This window comes from Micromonospora sp. CA-269861 (genome assembly GCF_050948505.1).
Taxonomy (GTDB): Bacteria; Actinomycetota; Actinomycetes; order Mycobacteriales; family Micromonosporaceae; genus Micromonospora.
The window spans coordinates 4,294,555-4,311,444 of the sequence record NZ_CP192014.1; the positions used below are offsets into that span (position 1 = coordinate 4,294,555).

At 69.8% G+C, this 16,890-nt stretch carries 12 protein-coding genes and 1 pseudogene; 6 read left to right on the forward strand and 7 right to left on the reverse strand.

Annotation, left to right across the window (positions count from 1 at the left end):
• Window positions 1–31 precede the first annotated feature (31 nt).
• From ACQP0U_RS19710 to ACQP0U_RS19730, 5 genes and pseudogenes are all read right to left on the reverse strand, one after another.
• A pseudogene (locus tag ACQP0U_RS19710) lies at window positions 32–541 on the reverse strand (ATP-binding cassette domain-containing protein); the annotation flags it as partial.
• Window positions 538–1,527: a FecCD family ABC transporter permease gene (locus ACQP0U_RS19715; protein ID WP_433309112.1), complete on the reverse strand. Its 990-nt coding sequence runs from the start codon at window positions 1,525–1,527 to the stop codon at window positions 538–540. The gene ACQP0U_RS19715 and the pseudogene ACQP0U_RS19710, both read right to left, overlap by 4 nt.
• A gap of 110 nt (window positions 1,528–1,637) precedes the next feature.
• On the reverse strand, window positions 1,638–2,426 hold the full coding sequence (locus ACQP0U_RS19720) for a class I SAM-dependent methyltransferase (protein ID WP_433309114.1): 789 nt from the start codon (window positions 2,424–2,426) through the stop codon (window positions 1,638–1,640).
• Window positions 2,423–3,427: an ABC transporter substrate-binding protein gene (locus ACQP0U_RS19725; RefSeq protein ID WP_433309116.1), complete on the reverse strand. Its 1,005-nt coding sequence runs from the start codon at window positions 3,425–3,427 to the stop codon at window positions 2,423–2,425. Before ACQP0U_RS19725 ends, ACQP0U_RS19720 begins: the two co-directional genes overlap by 4 nt.
• 213 nt (window positions 3,428–3,640) lie before the next feature.
• The gene (locus ACQP0U_RS19730; protein WP_433309118.1) at window positions 3,641–4,885 is read right to left on the reverse strand and encodes a cellulose-binding domain-containing protein; all 1,245 of its coding nucleotides are present in this window, start codon (window positions 4,883–4,885) and stop codon (window positions 3,641–3,643) included.
• Between the two features lie 387 nt (window positions 4,886–5,272).
• Here ACQP0U_RS19730 and ACQP0U_RS19735 point away from each other — a divergent pair, with 387 nt between their 5' ends.
• From ACQP0U_RS19735 to ACQP0U_RS19755, 5 genes are all read left to right on the forward strand, one after another.
• On the forward strand, window positions 5,273–5,659 hold the full coding sequence (locus ACQP0U_RS19735; protein WP_433309120.1) for a YciI family protein: 387 nt from the start codon (window positions 5,273–5,275) through the stop codon (window positions 5,657–5,659).
• A complete protein-coding gene (locus tag ACQP0U_RS19740; RefSeq protein WP_433309121.1) occupies window positions 5,659–6,873 on the forward strand; it encodes an RNA polymerase sigma factor in 1,215 nt (404 codons plus the stop codon). The genes ACQP0U_RS19735 and ACQP0U_RS19740 overlap by 1 nt, the downstream gene beginning before the upstream one ends.
• 283 nt (window positions 6,874–7,156) lie before the next feature.
• Window positions 7,157–7,522 carry a VOC family protein gene (locus ACQP0U_RS19745; protein WP_433309123.1) on the forward strand — a complete coding sequence of 122 codons (366 nt, stop codon included), beginning with the start codon at window positions 7,157–7,159 and terminating at the stop codon, window positions 7,520–7,522.
• Between the two features lie 222 nt (window positions 7,523–7,744).
• Complete coding sequence (locus tag ACQP0U_RS19750) at window positions 7,745–10,885, forward strand: glycosyl hydrolase family 95 catalytic domain-containing protein (RefSeq protein WP_433309125.1); 3,141 nt, start codon at window positions 7,745–7,747, stop codon at window positions 10,883–10,885.
• Window positions 10,886–10,967: 82 nt separating this feature from the next.
• Complete coding sequence (locus ACQP0U_RS19755; protein WP_433309126.1) at window positions 10,968–13,097, forward strand: ThuA domain-containing protein; 2,130 nt, start codon at window positions 10,968–10,970, stop codon at window positions 13,095–13,097.
• Between the two features lie 7 nt (window positions 13,098–13,104).
• Here the strand turns inward: ACQP0U_RS19755 and ACQP0U_RS19760 are convergent, their stop codons facing one another.
• Window positions 13,105–13,581, reverse strand: a complete 477-nt coding sequence (locus tag ACQP0U_RS19760; RefSeq protein ID WP_433309128.1) for an RrF2 family transcriptional regulator — start codon at window positions 13,579–13,581, stop codon at window positions 13,105–13,107.
• 110 nt (window positions 13,582–13,691) lie between these two features.
• Here ACQP0U_RS19760 and ACQP0U_RS19765 point away from each other — a divergent pair, with 110 nt between their 5' ends.
• Complete coding sequence (locus ACQP0U_RS19765) at window positions 13,692–14,159, forward strand: cupin domain-containing protein (RefSeq protein ID WP_433309130.1); 468 nt, start codon at window positions 13,692–13,694, stop codon at window positions 14,157–14,159.
• 98 nt (window positions 14,160–14,257) lie between these two features.
• Here the strand turns inward: ACQP0U_RS19765 and ACQP0U_RS19770 are convergent, their stop codons facing one another.
• Window positions 14,258–16,738 carry a M14 family metallopeptidase gene (locus ACQP0U_RS19770; RefSeq protein WP_433309132.1) on the reverse strand — a complete coding sequence of 827 codons (2,481 nt, stop codon included), beginning with the start codon at window positions 16,736–16,738 and terminating at the stop codon, window positions 14,258–14,260.
• Window positions 16,739–16,890 lie beyond the last annotated feature (152 nt).

Here is a 16,890-nt window from a genome sequence, read left to right on the forward strand (position 1 = left end):
CCGGTTCCTGCACCAGCGCACGGGCCAGGTCCACCCGTTGCCGCTCACCACCGGAGAGGCTGGACCAGCGGCGCTGTTCGAAGCCGGCCAGGCCGGCCTCGGCGAGCCCGCGCCGCGCCAGGTCCAGATCGGCGGCGCCGACCCCGGCAAGACGTGGCCGGTACGGGGTCCGGCCCAGCAGAACCACCTCCAGCGCGGACATCTCCACGTCGGTGGCCACCTGTTGGGTGACGACAGCGATCCGCCGAGCCAGCGCACGGCGGGGTATCGCGTCCAACGCGACGTCGTCGAGCAGCACCCGCCCGGACTCCGGCCGTGCCAGCCCGGCCAGGAGCCGTAGCAGGCTCGACTTGCCAGAGCCGTTCGGCCCGAGCAGCCCGACCGTGGCACCCGGTTCCGCGGTGAGCGCCACCCCGGCCAGGATCCGTGCGCCGGCCACTCCCCACCCGACCCCGTCCGCGTGCAGCCGCGCCGGCTCCGGATCACCGGCCGCTCGACTACTGCCTCCTCCGCCCCGGTCGGCAGTGTCCGGCCCGATCACGGTGCACCCGTCCGGCGTCGCATGACCAGCGCGAACACCGGCACCCCGAGCAGCGCGGTGAGTACCCCCACCGGCAGTTCCTGTGGTGCGAAGACGGTCCGCGCCACGGTGTCCGCCCAGATCAGGAAGATCGCTCCGAGCACCGCGCAGGTGGGTAGCAATGTGCGATGTCGGGAGCCGAACAGGAACCGTACGGCGTGTGGCACGGTCAACCCGACGAAACCGATGGCGCCGCTCGCCGCGACCAGCGCGGCCGCCACCAGGGCGGTGACGGTGAACAGCAGCAGCCGGGTACGCCCGGGAGAGAAGCCGAGCGAGCGGGCGGTATCGGTGCCGAAGGCGAACGCGTCCAGCGCCGTCGCACTGGCCCAGCAGACCAGCAGGCCGACGCCGACAACCACGGCGCTCAGCGCCACCGCCGGCCAGGAGGCCGCCGTCAGCGAACCGAGCAGCCAGAATGTCACGCTACGGGTGTCCTGGGAGTGCGAGTCGGAGATCACGATCAAGCTGGTCACCGCGCTGAAGAGCTGCGAGACGGCCACCCCGGCGAGCACGATCCGGGTCGGCTCGCCGGCCCGCCGCCCGGCCAGCAGCAGCACCGCGCCGAACGCGGCCACGCTGCCGACGAACGCGCCGGTGGTCAGGTCGAGCGGGCCGGCGCCGATCTGGATGCCGAGCACCAGAACCGCCACTGCGCCGGTGGAGGCGCCGGACGAGACACCGAGCAGGAACGGGTCGGCCAGCGGATTACGTGTGAGCGCCTGTAGCACCGCTCCGCACACCGCCAGACCGGCACCGACCAACGCGGCCAACAGCACCCGGGGCAGCCGGAGATCCCACACGATGCTGTCCGGCAGCGCCGGTAGAGGGTGGACCGGCAGGCCCACGTGGCTGGCCACCGCGCGCAGAACGCTGTCGACCGGCAGATCGGCCGAGCCCACGCTGACCGCCGCCGCGATGGTGACCAGTAGCAGGATCAGAGCCAACGGCAGGACATGCCGGACGCTTCTGGAGATGCCGGTACGGGGTGGCGAGCCCCCTCCCGTCGGCACGGGCGGGCCGCTCGCCGAGACGACGGATCGTGCGGTTCGCAAATTCATCGGCGGGCGAACACCACGTAGTCGTCGAGGTACTGCCAGACCGTGCCGACCTCGGCGAAGCCGGCTGTGCGAAGGGCAGCCAGGTGGAATTCCAGTGAGGCCAGGGCCTGCGGCGGTCGGTCGGCGAACCGCCGTTCCCGCTGTGCGGCCAGCCCGGCCAGTTCCGGGTGTCGGGCCGCCTCGGCGTACCAGGCGGAGTAGGTGAGCGCTCCGGCGGCGAAGGTCTCCTGCTGCACCTGCGCGTCGTGTCGACCGGCGATGTCGCGCAGGGTGGGCGTCGACTCGTCGTAGCGCAGGTGATCGGCGTTGAGCAGCACGCCACCGGCGGGCAGCAGCCGCGCCGCTGTGGTGTAGACCCGCAGCAGTTGCTCCGGCGCGAGCCAGTGCAGTGCCGTCGAACTGAGTACGGCGTCGACCCGCCGCCCGGTCAGCGCCGCTTCCCAGCCGTCGGCCACCAGGTCGACGTCGTGGACCTCGACCCGTGCGGCGTACCGGTCCAGGGCACGCCGCGCCACCTGCAGCAGGACCGGGTCGTAGTCGACCGCGACGGCTGTGGCGCGCGGGAACTCGGCAAGTACCCGGTCGCTGATCGCACCGGGGCCGCAGGCCAGATCCAGGATCGCGAGGTCGTCCGGACAGTGCAGCCGTAGCACGTCGGCCATCGCGTCGAACCGCAGGTCACGGTGGGCCACGTAGGCGGACTGCTGGTCGTTCCAGAGGTCGAGCAGGCGTCGGGCAGCCGACTGGTCCAGCGCGGCGACCTCGGTGCCGGCCGGCGGGGTCATCGGGCGGTCCCGTGCAGGTTGGCGCCGACCAGTTCCGCCGCCTGGACGCTGCGGATCGACGGGTCCATCGCCGAGCCGGGCACTGTGACGAACCTCCCGGCGACCACCGCGTCCAGCTTCGACGTCACCGGGTTGCGGCGCAGGAAGTCGATCTTCGATTGGGCGCTGTCGCCGTCGCCGCCCCTGGTCAGATCGGCCAGCACGATCACGTCCGGGTTGCGTTTGGCGATCTCCTCCCAGTTGCCGGCGGGCCACTTCTGGCCGGCATCGGTGAACGTGTTGCGGACGCCCAGCAGCGAGCTGATCGCGTCCGGAACCCCGCCGTGTCCGGCCACGTACGGGGTGCTCGTTCCGGAGTAGTACCAGAGAAGCGACGGGCCGGCGCTCGGCGCTGCCGTCGGCACCGCGCCCCGGGCCGCGTCCAGTCGACTCTGCTGGTCGTGGATCAGCTTGTCGGCCCGCTCGGGGACGCCGAAGACGCTGGCGATGTCGCGGATCTCATCGAAGATCCCGTCGAAGGTGACCGTCTGGGTCGCGTCCGCCGGCTTCTCGCAGGCGAACTCGGAGAGGTACGCCGGTACGCCGAGCGTGGCCAGGTCGGCGCGCGGGCCCGCGGCGTCCGGGGCGTACGCGGAGGTGTAGGTGGAGTAGACGAAGTCCGGGTTCGCCGCCCGGACCGCCTCCCGCGACGGGTAGAGCTTGGCCAGCACCGGCACCTTCTCGTACGCCGGGCGCAGGTCGGGCAGGACCGGGTCGGTCTGGTAGCTGGTGCCGACCATCCGGTCGGCGAGACCGAGGCTGAGCATGATCTCGGTGGCGTTCTGTTCCAGCGTGATCGCCCGCTGGGGTGGCGCGGTGACGCTGACTGGCAGTCCGCAGTTGGTCAGGTGAACCGGGCTGGCCAGGCTGCCCTGCGCGGCCGGTGTCGCGGCTCCCCCGTCGGAGCACCCGGCGGCGGCCAGGACCAGGCACAGGCCCGCCTTAACGAAAACGGTTTTCATGAGCGGGAACATATCAACAGCGCCTCAGTGGCCCGGCAGGCGGGGGGTGCGGCACGCTGGCCTGCGGTGGAGGGCTGCCCCGCGTCGCGGTCACAGCCCGGTCAGGCCGAGGTCGACGCGGTCAAGGGTGTGACCCAGCTTCCGGGTCACACCCTTGACAGATCCATCAACCTGTCGGCACCGCTGACGGTCGCCGTTCACGACCTCCCAGGGTCAGCAGCCGATCCGGCTGGCTCCCATCGCGACGTCGTCGTACCAGAGGGTGTCGGCCCCGCCGCCGTAGCTCTCCCAGCCCAGCTTCAGGTCGGTGAGCTGCGGCCGCCAGGTGCGGTTGTACCACTGGCCGTCGATGTCGTGCGTCGGCGTGCCGTCTGCGGTCAGCCCGGGGACGGCGGTGCCGTCCACCCAGGTCCGCAGTTGACCCGACGCACCGTCCACCATGAACTCCACACAGGCCCACCGGTTGGTGGGCAGCGGCAGACTCTGCGCCACCCCCGCCGGGCTCTGCTCGGGCAGGGTCGCGTCGTCGGAGGCGCGGTTCCACTGCAACGCGCCGTTCTGGCCACCCAACCGCAGGTCCTTGTTGCCGTCGGCGGCGTCGGCCATCGCCATCATCGTGGTGTGTTCGGTGGGCTGGGCGGTGGTGTGCCGGACCCAGATCCGGCCGTACCGGACGTTGCCCACGCTGCCGAGATTCTTCGTGGACCTGATGAAGACGTGGTTGCAGTACCCGGCAGCGCCGTTGATCCGGACCGACCGGCTGCCGCTGTGCGTGGTCGCCGTGTCGATGGTGGCGGTACCGGCCCCGGAACAGTCCGGGCTCACCACTGCCCAGTCGCCGGACGGCGTCGAACCGGTCTGGCTCTCGAAGCCGTCGCAGAGCACCGCACCGGCGCAGCCGGTCGGCGGCTCGGTGGTGGGCGGCGGAGTGGTCGGCGGAGGCGTGGTCGGTGGCGGGGTGGTGGGCGGAGGCGTGGTCGGGGGTGGCGTGGTCGGGGGTGGCGTGGTCGGGGGTGGCGTGGTCGGGGGTGGCGTGGCGCCGTTGCACGGCACGCCGTTCAGGCTGAACCCGGTCGGCGCGCCACCACTGGAGCCGTACGTGCCCTGCAACCCGAACTCGGTGGAACCGCCGGCCGGAATGCTGCCGTTGTATGACGCGTTGCGGGCGGTCACCGTCGAACCGGACTGGCTGACCGTGGCGTTCCAGCCGTTCGTGACACGCTCGTCCCCGGCGTACGCCCAGGTGACGGTCCAACTGGAGACGGCCGTGTCCCCCGGGGAGACCTTGATGTTTGCGGTGAATCCGCCGGGCCACTGGTTGGGCGTGTAATCGACCCGGCAGCCCTGGGCGGCCACGGCCGGGCCGGTGAGCAGGGCCGCGCCGGCTGTGGTCGCGGCGGCGGCCAGCGCGGCGACGACCACCAGGGTCGCGGCGGGGCGGGCACGGAGAATCGTCATGGAAGGTCCTTCTGCCATCGAGCTGAGCGGAGGCGGTGCGGCGGCGCGTCCTGGACGGACGCGGTGCGGCAACCCGCCCTGGTACGACCGAAGTGCCCGGCTCGGGGTAGACCTGTCAGCCGCCGAGGCCCGGTCTTCCGGCCCCTCGGCGACGCCCACCCTCAATCTATTGATGAACGCCTATCGAATCAAGCGCTGACAACACTCCCCCGCCACGCCGATCTTGCACTTCCAGTGGTCGACATGGACGGAATGCCCCTCTTGCCGGGACAGCAAGTGCAAGATCGCGGAGGACAGGGTTTCCAGGGCCGTGTCGATCCGCGGCCCGCTCGTTCGACGTGGGGATGCTAGGGCTGGGAGACGCCCCCGTCGGATGAGGAGAACGCGATGTCGAAGTACCTGTTGATCATGCGGGGCACCGATGAGACGAACGCGGCCATGATGGCCGATCTCGACGAGATGATGGCCACCACCCGCCAGTTCATCGAGGACATGGTGAAGGCCGACGTTCTCGTCGCGGCCGAAGGGCTGGACGATCCGCGCCAGGGCGTCGTGGTCGACTTCGGTGGCGAGGGACCGGTGGTCACCGACGGTCCGTACGGCGAGACCCGGGAGTTGTTCGGCGGCTACTTCTTGGTCGATGTCGCCACGAAACAGGAGGCGGTCGAGTGGGCCAAGCGGGTCCCCGCGGTCCGCGGTTCCAAGATCGAGGTTCGGCGGGTGGCCGAGGCCGACGAGGTCCCGCAGGGCGGCGAGAGCGACGGCCAGATCTGATGGGTACGGCCGACGTCGAGGCCGTGTGGCGGATCGAGTCGGCGCGGATCGTCGCCGCGCTGACCCGGTTCACAGGTGACTTCGGGCTGGCCGAGGATGCCGCCCAGGAGGCGGTGGCCGAGGCGCTGGTGTCCTGGCCGCGTACCTCACCGGCCAATCCGGCCGGGTGGCTGATGGCCACGGCCCGGCGGCGGGCGATCGACGCGATCCGCCGCCGGGCCGCCCTTCAGGACCGATACGCACTGTTGGCGGCCGATCCCGCGCTCGACCAGGAGGTTGACCCTGACCGGATCGACGACGACGTCCTGGCGCTGATGTTCGTCAGTTGCCACCCGGTGCTCTCCCGGGAGGCGCGGGTGGCGCTGACCCTGCGGGTGGTCGGTGGCCTGTCCAGCGAGGAGATCGCCCGCGCGTTCCTGGTGCCCGTGCCGACTGTGCAGGCCCGCATCACCCGGGGCAAGAAGGCGATCGCCGCGGCCGGGGTGCCGTTCGAGCTGCCCCCGGCCGGCGAGCGCCGGAGGCGGCTCGGCGCCGTGCTCAGCGTCCTCTATGTGATCTTCACTGAGGGGTCGACGGCCACGTCGGGCGAACACCTGTTGCGCCCCGACGTCGCGTACGAGGCGATCCGGCTGGCCCGCACACTGGCCGTGCTACAGCCGGACGAGCCGGAGGTGCACGGCCTGCTCGCCCTGTGCGAGCTGACGGCGGCGCGCTTCCCGGCCCGGACCGACCCGGACGGCACGCCGATCCTCCTTGCGGACCAGGACCGCCGGTTGTGGGACTTCTCGGCGATCCGCCGTGGGCTGGCCGCGCTGGCGAGGGCATCGCACCGCGGCCTCGGCCCCTACGGCCTGCAGGCCGCGATCGCGGCCACCCACGCGTCGGCACCCTCGGTCGAGGAGACCGACTGGGCCCGGATCGTCCAGCTCTACGAGGCCCTCGGCCGGATCGCGCCGTCGCCGGTGGTCGAACTCAACCGGGCCGTGGCCGTCGCCATGGCCTCGGGGCCGGCGTCGGCTCTGGCCATCGTCGACGAGCTGATCGCCGCCAACCGGCTTCCCGGCGCACACCTCGTGCCGACCGTACGCGGTGAGCTGCTGACCCGCCTCGGCCGGCTTCCGGAGGCGCGCGCCGAGCTGGAGCTGGCTGCTCGGCTCTGCGCCAATCAGCGCGAACGCTCGGTGCTGCTCGGCAAGGCGGTCTCGCTGAGCTGACTGCTCCCACAAGGCCGGCGGATCGTCGGCAGTCTCGTGCCGACGGCGAGCGAGCGGTCCTGGATCTGCTTCGCGACCTGAGCCCGAAGTTGCTCGTACGGCGGCGTCGGTGAGGCCGCGTCGATGACGATCATTGGATGACCATGGCTCGTCGTGCCGTCGTCCCGACATCCGCGGTCCGGAACTCGACCAGGCGGAGCGCGATGACGCCCGCCACCACGAGCGCCAGCGAGACGGCGTTGCGACAATGTCAAGGGTTCAATCGCCTGAGCTGGAGGTCCGCATGCGCGTCATCCGCATTCTGCCCAACCTTCCGGTGGCCGACGTCACCGCCGCCAAGGGCTTCTACACCGACTTCCTCGGTCTGAGCACCGAGGCGTTCAACCTGGGCTGGGTGGCCCGTTACACGTCGCCCGACGCCGACAGCGGCGGCGGGGCGGCCGTGCAGCTCGTCTCCGGCGACGCGACCGCACCCGAGGACTCGGTTATCAGCGCTCAGGTGGATGACGTGGACGGCGCCTATGCCGAAGCACAGCGGCTCGGGTACGAGATCGTGCACCCGCTCGCCACCGAGCCGTGGGGCGTACGACGGTTCTTCGTCCGGGCCCCGGACGGCAACGTCATCAACGTGGCGGCACACCGCTCCTGAGGCGATCCCGCCAGTCCCCAGGGATTGACCCTCACAGACGTCCGATGTTAACTGCACATCAACGATGTGGATCGATGTTCATCCGGTCGCCGTCAACGCGGCACGGTGGCACCGTTCCACGTCGTCTCGACATCGCCCTCGTTTCGGCGGACGTGGGCACACCGGGGCACCCCCGGGGTGCGAGACCTGCATCCGCACGACGATCCAGAGGAGATCGTGTCGATGAAGTTGACGCCGCTACGAATCGCGCTCGCTGTCCTACTCGCCGGTGGTGCCATCGCCGTCGGGCCGGCTGGACCAGCGACCGCGGCACCCACGGACGCCGCGTTCGGGACCAGCACCGGCACGTTGAACGTCGACCGTGCCGCCTACCTGTCCAAGCACGACGTCGTCTACAACCGCCCGAACACCAACCCACTGCACGGGCTCACCGTCGGCAACGGCCGCACCGGCGCCATGGTGTGGAACAACAACGGTCTGACCGCCCAGGTCTCCGGCGTCGATCTGGCGCAGCAGTCGACCTACGCCGCCGGGATGGTCAACCTGTACAGCAACCCGCAGGTCGACACCGGCTACACCACCTTCCAGCAGCGCCTCTCCCTGTACGACGGAACGCTGACCACGAAGTACGACAACAATCGCACCGTCACGGTGCTGGGTGCGCCCAACTCCGAGGTGATGGGCATCCACGTGGAGGACACCCGGCCCGGGGTGAGCAGCGTCGGGCTCGACCTGAGCCTCTGGGACATGAACACCGTCCAGAACATCGCGGACGTCCCGGACCTCAACACCTGGCGTACCGTCTCGACCTTCGCCGACGCCACCGGCGTCGGGTTGAGCCGTGGGCAGACCGACGCGAACAACTTCGGCTACACGCTCGCGGCCACTGTCGAGGGGGCGTCGTACGCCTCCCAGGTCGTCAACGGCACCCGGGTCCGGCTGACGATCACCCCCACGTCGAGCTACACCGTGTGGTTCACCGCGGCCAGCCGGATCAACTCGCCGGGCCTGAACTCGGTGACCCAGGCGAAGAGCCAGTTGGCGGCGGCCAAGAGCGCCGGCTACACCGCCACGTTGAACAACTACCGCAACTGGTGGCACGACTTCTGGACCAAGTCGTTCGTCCAGTACTCCAACGCCGGCGGCGACGCCGACTACCTGGAGAACGTCTACTACCTTGCGACCTACATGATCGCGGCCGGCGGATACGGCAACTACCCGCTGCACTTCATCAACGGGGTCTTCCGCGCCACCCAGGACAACTCCAAGTGGAGCAACGGGTACTGGTACTGGAACCAGCGCGACGTCTACAACTCGTTCCTGGCCAGCAACCACGTCGACCTGATGGCGGGCTTCAACCGGCTCTACAGCCGCAACCTCTCCGCGTTGAAGTCGTACACCACCACCCGCTACGGCAGTGACGGGCTCTGGGTGCCGGAGACGATGGGCTGGGACGGCAACGCCCGGGGCACGATCAACAGCGACTACGTCAACGACACCTACTCGACCGGCACCGAGGCCGCCTACAACATGTACCTGCAGTACCGGTACAGCAACGACGAGACGTACCTGCGCAACACCGCCTACCCGTACATGCGGGAGGCGGTGAAGTTCTACGAGGACATGCTGGACTACGACAGCGCCACCGGCCGGTGGTACATGGCCAACTCGAACGCCCACGAGACGTACTGGGACGTCCGCAACGCCATCACCGACCTGGCGGCGGTGCGGCTGCTCTTCCCGCTCGCGATCCAGGTGAGCCAACAGCTCGGCCTCGACGCCGGGTTGCGGGCCAACTGGCAGACCATCGTCAACAACCTGGCCCCGTACCAGATCCAGAACGGCGCGTACCTGCCGCACGACCCACCGATCTCGCAGACCCGCAACAACGAGAACGTGGCGCTGGAGCTGGTCTGGCCCTACGACCAGACCGGCATCGGCTACCCCGACCAGCAGACCGCGGTCACCACCTGGAACGTGCGGCCCCACCCGTACGGCAACGTCTGGTCCAACGACCACGTGCACGCCGCCCGTCTCGGCCTCGGCAACCAGGCCTTCCAGGGCATGCGGACGATGCTGCAGAAGTACCAGAACTACCCGAACGGGATGACCAACAACACCAACGGCGTCTTCGAGTACCTCGGCGTCCACCTGACCGCGATGAACGAGTCGTTGCTCCAGTCGTACAACGACAAGATCCGGGTCTTCCCGGCCGCGCCGACCGATGCCAGCTTCGTCGGGAAGTTCACGCTGCTCGCCAAGGACGGATTCCTGGTCAGCTCGGAGCGCGAGGCCGGCGAGACCAAGTACGTGGGGCTCCGCAGCCAGTACGGCAAGACGGCCCGGGTGGTGAACCCGTGGGGCGGCCAGGAGGTCCGGGTTCGTCGTACGTCGGACAACGCCGTGCTGACCACCACCTCGGCCGCCGAGATCAGCTTCGCCACCGCGGCGAACACCGTGTACGTGGTGGAGCGCACCGCCAAGCCGCTGTCGACGTACGCGACCACCACGTTGACCGGCACCGCCAACCAGGCCGAGAAGAGCCTGTCCGGTACCGCCTCAACCCTCGGCCTCGGCGGTGCCGGCGGTGGCGGGCTGGTCAACGACACGATGCTGACCTACGACGCCAACTGGCACCACACCACGGCCCGGGGGTACGGCGACTACAACGACGACACCCACCACAGCACGACCGTCGGCTCGGCGGCCAGCTACACCTTCACCGGCACCGGGGTGGAGTACCTGTCCGAGCGGTTCAGCGACATGGGCAACGTGGACGTCTACCTGGACAACGTGTTCCAGGCCAACGTCAACCTGAACGTGACAGGCGCCCGCCAGGCCCAACAGGTCGTGTTCCGCAAGACCGGGCTGACCAACGGCTCCCACACGATCCGCATCGTCAACAAGACCACCTCCGTGGGCATGGTCGACGCGTTGCGGATCCTCACCGGCGGCAGCACACCGACGACCGGGGCGGTCGCGCTGCGGGCCCAGGCGAACGGCCGGTACGTCAGCGCCACAAGCGCCGGCGCGGGCAACCTGGTCGCGTCCGCCACCAGCGTCGGCAGCTCGGAGCAGTTCGACCAGATCGATCTCGGCGGCGGCACCATCGCCCTGCGGGCCCGGGTGAACAACCAGATCGTCTGCGCCGAGAACGCCGGCGCCAACCCGCTGATCGCCAACCGGGCGTCCGCCGGCTCGTGGGAGACCTTCGCCCTGGTCCGCAACGCGGACGGTTCGGTCAGCCTGCGGGCGACGGTGAACAACAGGTACGTGGTCGCGGAGAACGGCGGGGCCGAGCCGCTGATCGCCAACCGGGACGCGATCGGCCCCTGGGAGAAGTTCGACCTGATCGCCCTCTGACACGCGAACCGGCGGGCCCGTGCGGGCCCGCCGGCCGCCCCTGCCGTGCCCCGTCCGTCCCGCCCTCCCACAAGGAGCACCGATGCGCAGACGCACCATCAGTACGCTCGCCGCCGCCGTCGTCACCGGACTCACCCTCGCCGCCGGCGCGACGACGGTGGCCCCGACCGCGGCCGAGGCCGCACCGCTGGGCAAGGTCCTGGTCTTCTCCAAGACCGCCGGCTTCCGGCACTCCTCCATCCCGAACGGCATCGCCGCCATCCAACAGCTCGGCGCGGCGAACGGCTTCACCGTCACCGCCACCGAGGACGCGGCGACCTTCACCACGACCAACCTCGCCCAGTACCAGGCTGTCGTGTTCCTCAGCACCACCGGAGACGTGCTCGACGCCGGCCAGCAGGGCGCGTTCGAGGCGTACGTGGCCGCCGGAGGCGGATTCGTCGGAGTACACGCCGCCGCGGACACCGAGTACGACTGGCAGTGGTACGGCGGACTTGTCGGCGCGTACTTCGCCTCGCACCCGGCCACCCAACAGGCGACCGTGCGGGTCGAGGACCGGGCCAACGCGTCTACCGCCCACCTGCCGTCGACCTGGACTCGCACCGACGAGTGGTACAACTACCGGGCGAACCCCCGCTCGGCGGTCAAGGTGCTCGCCAGCCTCGACGAGTCGTCGTACTCCGGCGGGTCGATGGGTGGTGACCACCCGATCACCTGGTGCCACAGCTACGGCGGCGGACGCTCCTGGTACACAGGCCTCGGCCACACCGAACAGAGCTACAGCGACCCGAACTTCACCCGGATGCTGCTCGGCGGCATCCAGGTGGCGGCCGGGGCCGTGGCGGCCGACTGCCGGCCGGAGCCCGGCTACACCCCGCTGTTCGACGGCACCCAGGCCAGCCTCGGGCAGTGGCGGCAGGCCGGGCCGGGCGGCTTCACCCTGGCCGACGGCACCCTCACGTCGAACGGTGGCATGGGTCTGCTCTGGTACCCGGTGCGCACCTTCGCCAACTACTCGCTGAAGGTCGACTGGATGATGCCGGGCGACGACAACGGCGGCGTCTTCATCGGGTTCCCCGACCCGCAGGGCGACCCGTGGGGCCCGGTCAACGCCGGTCACGAGATCCAGATCGACGCCACCGACGGCGACCCGACGCGGACCACCGGCAGCGTCTACAGCTTCCAGGCCCCCAACCAGGCGGCCCGCGCGGCGGCGCTCAAGCCACCCGGCTCGTGGAACACCTACGAGATCGGGGTACACGGTCAGCGGGTCGAGATCTGGCTCAACGGGGTCAAGATCAACGATTACGTCAGCGGTCGTGCCATCGCCAACGGCTACATCGGCTTGCAGAACGACGGCGCCGGGATGGACATCAACTACCGCAACGTGCGGATCAAGACCGATGGCCCGAGTGAGCCGCCCGCCACCGACCTGGCCCAGGGCCGGCCGGTCACCGCCTCCAGCGTCGAGCCCGGCAGCGCGCACGCGGCGGGCAACGCGGTGGACGGCAACACGGCCACCCGCTGGGGCAGCGCGTACGCCGACCCGCAGTGGATCTCCGTCGACCTGGGGGCCGCGTACGCGCTCAACCGGGTACGGCTGGCCTGGGAGACGGCCCACGCGCGGGCGTACCAGGTCCAGGTGTCGCCGGACAACGTGACCTGGTCGACGGTGCACACCACGAGCACCGGAGACGGCGGCGTCGACGACCTCACGGTCACCGGCACCGGCCGATACCTGCGGGTGTACGGCACCCAGCGCGCCACCCAGTGGGGCTACTCGCTGTGGGACCTCAACGTGTACGGCACCGCCGCCGGCAGCACCCTGCTCTCCCGGGGCCGGCCGGTCACCACGTCCAGTGTGGAGCCGGGCAGCGCGCACGTGGCGGCAAACGCCGTGGACGGGAACACGACCACCCGCTGGGGCAGCGCGTACGCCGACCCGCAGTGGATCTCGGTGGACCTCGGCGCGTCCCGCACCCTGAACCGGGTCCGACTGAACTGGGAGGCGGCGTACGCGCGGGCGTACCAGATCCAGGTCTCCCCGGACAACGCCACCTGGTCGACGGTGCACACCACGGCCGCTGGCGACGGCGGTGTCGACGACATCGCCATCTCGGCCACCGGCCGCTACCTGCGCGTCCAGGGCACCCAGCGGGGCCTTCCCGCGTACGGCTACTCGCTGTGGGAGCTGGAGGTGCACGGCGGCTGATCGCGAGTCAGCGCAGTTCGACGATCCTGGCCCGGGTGTTGGCTGGCGCGTCGGGGTGCCCGCGCTCGACGTCGGCTCGGACGTCAGCCACGGTCTTGCCGGCCAGTTCCCGCCGCCAGGCCAGGTCGGCGCCGCGCATGGCCTGGGCGAACACGCAGGACTGTCGATAGTCGACGCCCGCGTGCTCGCCCGGCCCCCTCCTGAGGATCTGGTCGCACTGGAACAGCTCCTCCGGGCCCTCGATCGCGGCCACGATGTCCAGGAGGGAGATCGCCGCCGGTGCCCGGGCGAGCTGGAAGCCCCCGCGCGGCCCCGAGGTCGACGTCAGGATCCCGGCTCGGACCAGGGCCTGGAGCTGCTTGTTCAGGTACGCCGACGGCAGCTCGTAGAACGCCGCGAGGGTGCTGGTTGGCACCGGGGCGTCCAGCCAGCTCAGGTTGAGGCACGTGTGGAGGGCCCACTCGACGCCCTGACTCATCCGCATGGTCCTGGACTCTACATGTCCAGGATTTGTGACGCCGGTCATGATCGCTGGTGCCGACCGATTCTGGACACTTAGTGTCTAGGAATCGACGGACGACGAAGGAGCCGACAATGACTGTGGTACGTGCATCCCAGGCCGAGGTTCTCGACAGCGACCCGGCCAGCGTGATCACGCTGCTCCTCGACCCCGAGCACACCGGCGGCGCCCTGACCAGCAACCGCACCCTGCTCAAGCAGGGGACCGACGGTGCGCCGCCGCACCTGCACACCCAGTCCGGAGAGTTGTTCTTCGTGCTCGACGGCGCCCTCGAGATGCTCGTGGACGACGAGCTGCACACCCTGCACAAGGGCGACGTACTCTTCGTCCCGCCGAACACCCCGCACGCCTTCGCCCCCGCCGCCGGCCAGGACGCCGACTTCCTCGTCGTGATCACCCCCGGCAAACCCCGCTTCGACTACTACCGACTGCTCGACAGGGTGCACCAGGGCAGGGCCACCTGGCAGGACGTCGGCGAGACCCAGGACCGCTTCGACAACCACTACGTGGACAGCCCGTTGTGGGCAGGTCGACGGGGCTGACCGACCCGGCCTTTTCGTCCGGGAACTGACGGCACACGACAATTGCCCCGTCGGTGCGGGTGGACCGCGCCGACGGGGCAACGACTGGCGAAGCCGCGCTACCTCTTGGCGATCCTGATGGTGGCGGTGCGGTAGTTGTTTCGCCTGTCGTTCTTCGTCGGGTCGTAGTTCTTCTCGATGTTGCCGGCGCTGTCGACCGAGAACCAGTTGAACGTCGTCGTCTCGGTCACGTGGAACACCTGCCCCGGCTCACGGAACTCGGTCGCCGCGTAGCGGGGCGACTCGAGCGTGGGCCGGCTGCCGTCGGTCGTGTAGTAGATGATGGCCGGCTCGCTCGTCTCGAAGTGCACGTCAACGGGCCTGGTGTAGCGCCCCGCGCCGGGAACAAGCTGGGACGTCGGGTTCTTGTTGTCCCTGCCCCAGTCCGCCGCGACCCGGAACATCTCCATGATCCCGTTGGCGTACTCCATCGTCTCGGCGTGACCACTGACGAGCTCGGGGTTCCCCGCCCACTCCGGTTGGAACGAACCGCCCTGCCAGTCGCCGGTCGCCGGGTTGTAGACGGAGCCGCCGACCTCCCAGCCGAACGCGTAGATCCCGTACGTGTGGTACAGGTCCTCGCGTACGTTGCCCGCCGAGGAGTAGAGGACGTCGGACGAGCCGCCGACGTTCTCCGGCGTGACGACTGTCTCGCGGTGCGCCTTGACCTGCGACAGGATCCGGGCGGCGGACTGCCAGTAGAACGCCTCGTCACCCAACGGCGGACGCGGCGTGGTGATCCGGCCGTCCGCGATGTAGGCGCCGGGCTGCCAGAAGAGCTGACCGCCGTTGGAGTGCACCGACATCATGAACTTGATGTTCTTGTACTTCTCGACAAGCCAGATGATGTTCTTCGACTCCGGCTCGGACAGCTCCTCCGGCCCCTGGTAGGTGTCGCTGACGCAACTCGTCGACGCGCCCGCGTAGCCGTCGTGGCCCGACCCCACCCGGTAGTTCCGGTTCAGGTCCACGCCCCAGGAGTTGCGTCGACCCGGATCGGCGTTCGCGTCCGGGCAGTGGTTGGTCATGTTCCGGCGCTGGGAGGCGAAGTTGTAGAAGCTGTAGTTCGCCCCGTCGGGGTTGTTCGACAGGATGAAGAAGACGTCGGTGTTCTCGACGATCTTCTTCGTCTCCCGGTCGGACCGGTAGTTGTGCACCAGACGTTCGGCGGACTCCAGGCTCGTCGTCGCCGGCACCCACTCCCGGGCGTGGTCCTGCGCCTGAATCAGGACGCCTGGCTTCTTCCCGTCACGGTGCTTGCCGATCCGCAGGACCGGGATCGTGACCGGGCCTCGCGGCACCTCACCGGCCGGCGCGCCGACACGCTTCTGGTCGAGGAAGTCGGTCAACGCGACCGGCCCAGCAGTCGGCGCGACGATTCCGGTCCCCTCGTTGGTGCGGTACGGGTGCGCCCGCTCGATGAGGCCCGCGGACCGGGTCCGCAGCGCCTCGGCGACCTCGACGGCCGTGCTCGCCGGCGCACCGGAGGCGTCGGTGCCGAGCAGGACACGGACCGCCTTGCCGGTGACCTCCACCGCGAGCGGGAGGTCCGGGTCGGGCCGGTCCACGAAGTCCACAGTGATGTCGTTGCCACCCTCGTGACCCCACGCCGCCGAGGTGACGACGACCGCAGCCTGCCCCGTACCACCGATCTGGGCCTGCGCCCTGCGCTGGTACCCGTTCGTCTGGTTCGGCAGGTAGACGATCTCGGCGATGTCCGGGTACTGGCGGGCGATCTCCTTGGCCCGGCTGTAGAGCTGCTGCGGGTGCCGGTAGCCGTCCACGAAGTCCGACTTGTAGGACGGGTTAGCCGTCAGCGGCGGCGGGGCGTCCTCCAACCAGTTGGAGACGACCCCGGTCGCGACGCCACCCGTCGAACTCGTCACCTGGATCTTGTTGGGGCGTACGTCGAGCTTGAACAGGTTCCGGTGGAACATGTACTGCCCGGAGTCGACGAACCGGCTCATCGTCCGGGCGAAGCCGAACGGCGTGCCCCTCCCCGAGTCGTTCTCCACCTGCATTCCGACGATCGGGTCCGCCTGCTGCCCCTCGGTGGTCCGCGCCTCGACGTAGAGGAAGCCCTGCCCCTTGGTGGTGAACCAGTCGGCGCGGACGACGCGTACCGTCGCCTCGTGGTTCGACGGCTGGGCCGCCCGCGCGCTGGCCGCGCCGATGCCAATGCCGCCGTCGGCCTCGTCGCTCCAGGCGAAGCCGGCGTCGTCGCCGAGCACCTCGACGCCCATCGCCGTGAGTTCGGCGACCTGCTCGGCGGTCACCACCGCCTCGCCCTCGATGCCGTTCGGCACGCGACGGAGGCCGTGTTCCAGGTCGAAGCCGGCCGCGGACACCTTGTCCAGCATGTCGGCACCGGTCAGCCTGATCGGTACGAGGCGTACCTGCTCACGATCCTCAAGCTGGGATCGGTTGGCGGCGGCTGACGACCCGGTGGGATCCGCTCCCGCGGGGCCGGTCGTCACGACGATGCTACCCACCAGGGTGGACAGCGCGAGAAGCGCGATGCGCCGTTGTGTACGCCGCATTCCCCCTCCTTCTGCTTACGACGGGTGATTGCCGGCGGACCGGTCCGGTGAGCGTATGTGCGTTCGCAGCTTCAGTGGCTCACGTCGATCGAATTTGAGCATTCCTTGAGGCGACCGTCGCCGTTCACGCCGTGTTGATCAACTAGGCAGAG

Bases quoted from the DNA above. Each gene is read 5' to 3' on its own strand.
- ACQP0U_RS19720 (WP_433309114.1), bottom strand. From the start codon at position 2,426: ATGACCCCGCCGGCCGGCACCGAGGTCGCCGCGCTGGACCAGTCGGCT.
- ACQP0U_RS19725 (WP_433309116.1), bottom strand. From the start codon at position 3,427: ATGAAAACCGTTTTCGTTAAGGCGGGCCTGTGCCTGGTCCTGGCCGCC.
- ACQP0U_RS19730 (WP_433309118.1), bottom strand. From the start codon at position 4,885: ATGACGATTCTCCGTGCCCGCCCCGCCGCGACCCTGGTGGTCGTCGCC.
- ACQP0U_RS19735 (WP_433309120.1), top strand. From the start codon at position 5,273: ATGTCGAAGTACCTGTTGATCATGCGGGGCACCGATGAGACGAACGCG.
- ACQP0U_RS19740 (WP_433309121.1), top strand. From the start codon at position 5,659: ATGGGTACGGCCGACGTCGAGGCCGTGTGGCGGATCGAGTCGGCGCGG.
- ACQP0U_RS19745 (WP_433309123.1), top strand. From the start codon at position 7,157: ATGCGCGTCATCCGCATTCTGCCCAACCTTCCGGTGGCCGACGTCACC.
- ACQP0U_RS19750 (WP_433309125.1), top strand. From the start codon at position 7,745: ATGAAGTTGACGCCGCTACGAATCGCGCTCGCTGTCCTACTCGCCGGT.
- ACQP0U_RS19755 (WP_433309126.1), top strand. From the start codon at position 10,968: ATGCGCAGACGCACCATCAGTACGCTCGCCGCCGCCGTCGTCACCGGA.
- ACQP0U_RS19760 (WP_433309128.1), bottom strand. From the start codon at position 13,581: ATGCGGATGAGTCAGGGCGTCGAGTGGGCCCTCCACACGTGCCTCAAC.
- ACQP0U_RS19765 (WP_433309130.1), top strand. From the start codon at position 13,692: ATGACTGTGGTACGTGCATCCCAGGCCGAGGTTCTCGACAGCGACCCG.
- ACQP0U_RS19770 (WP_433309132.1), bottom strand. From the start codon at position 16,738: ATGCGGCGTACACAACGGCGCATCGCGCTTCTCGCGCTGTCCACCCTG.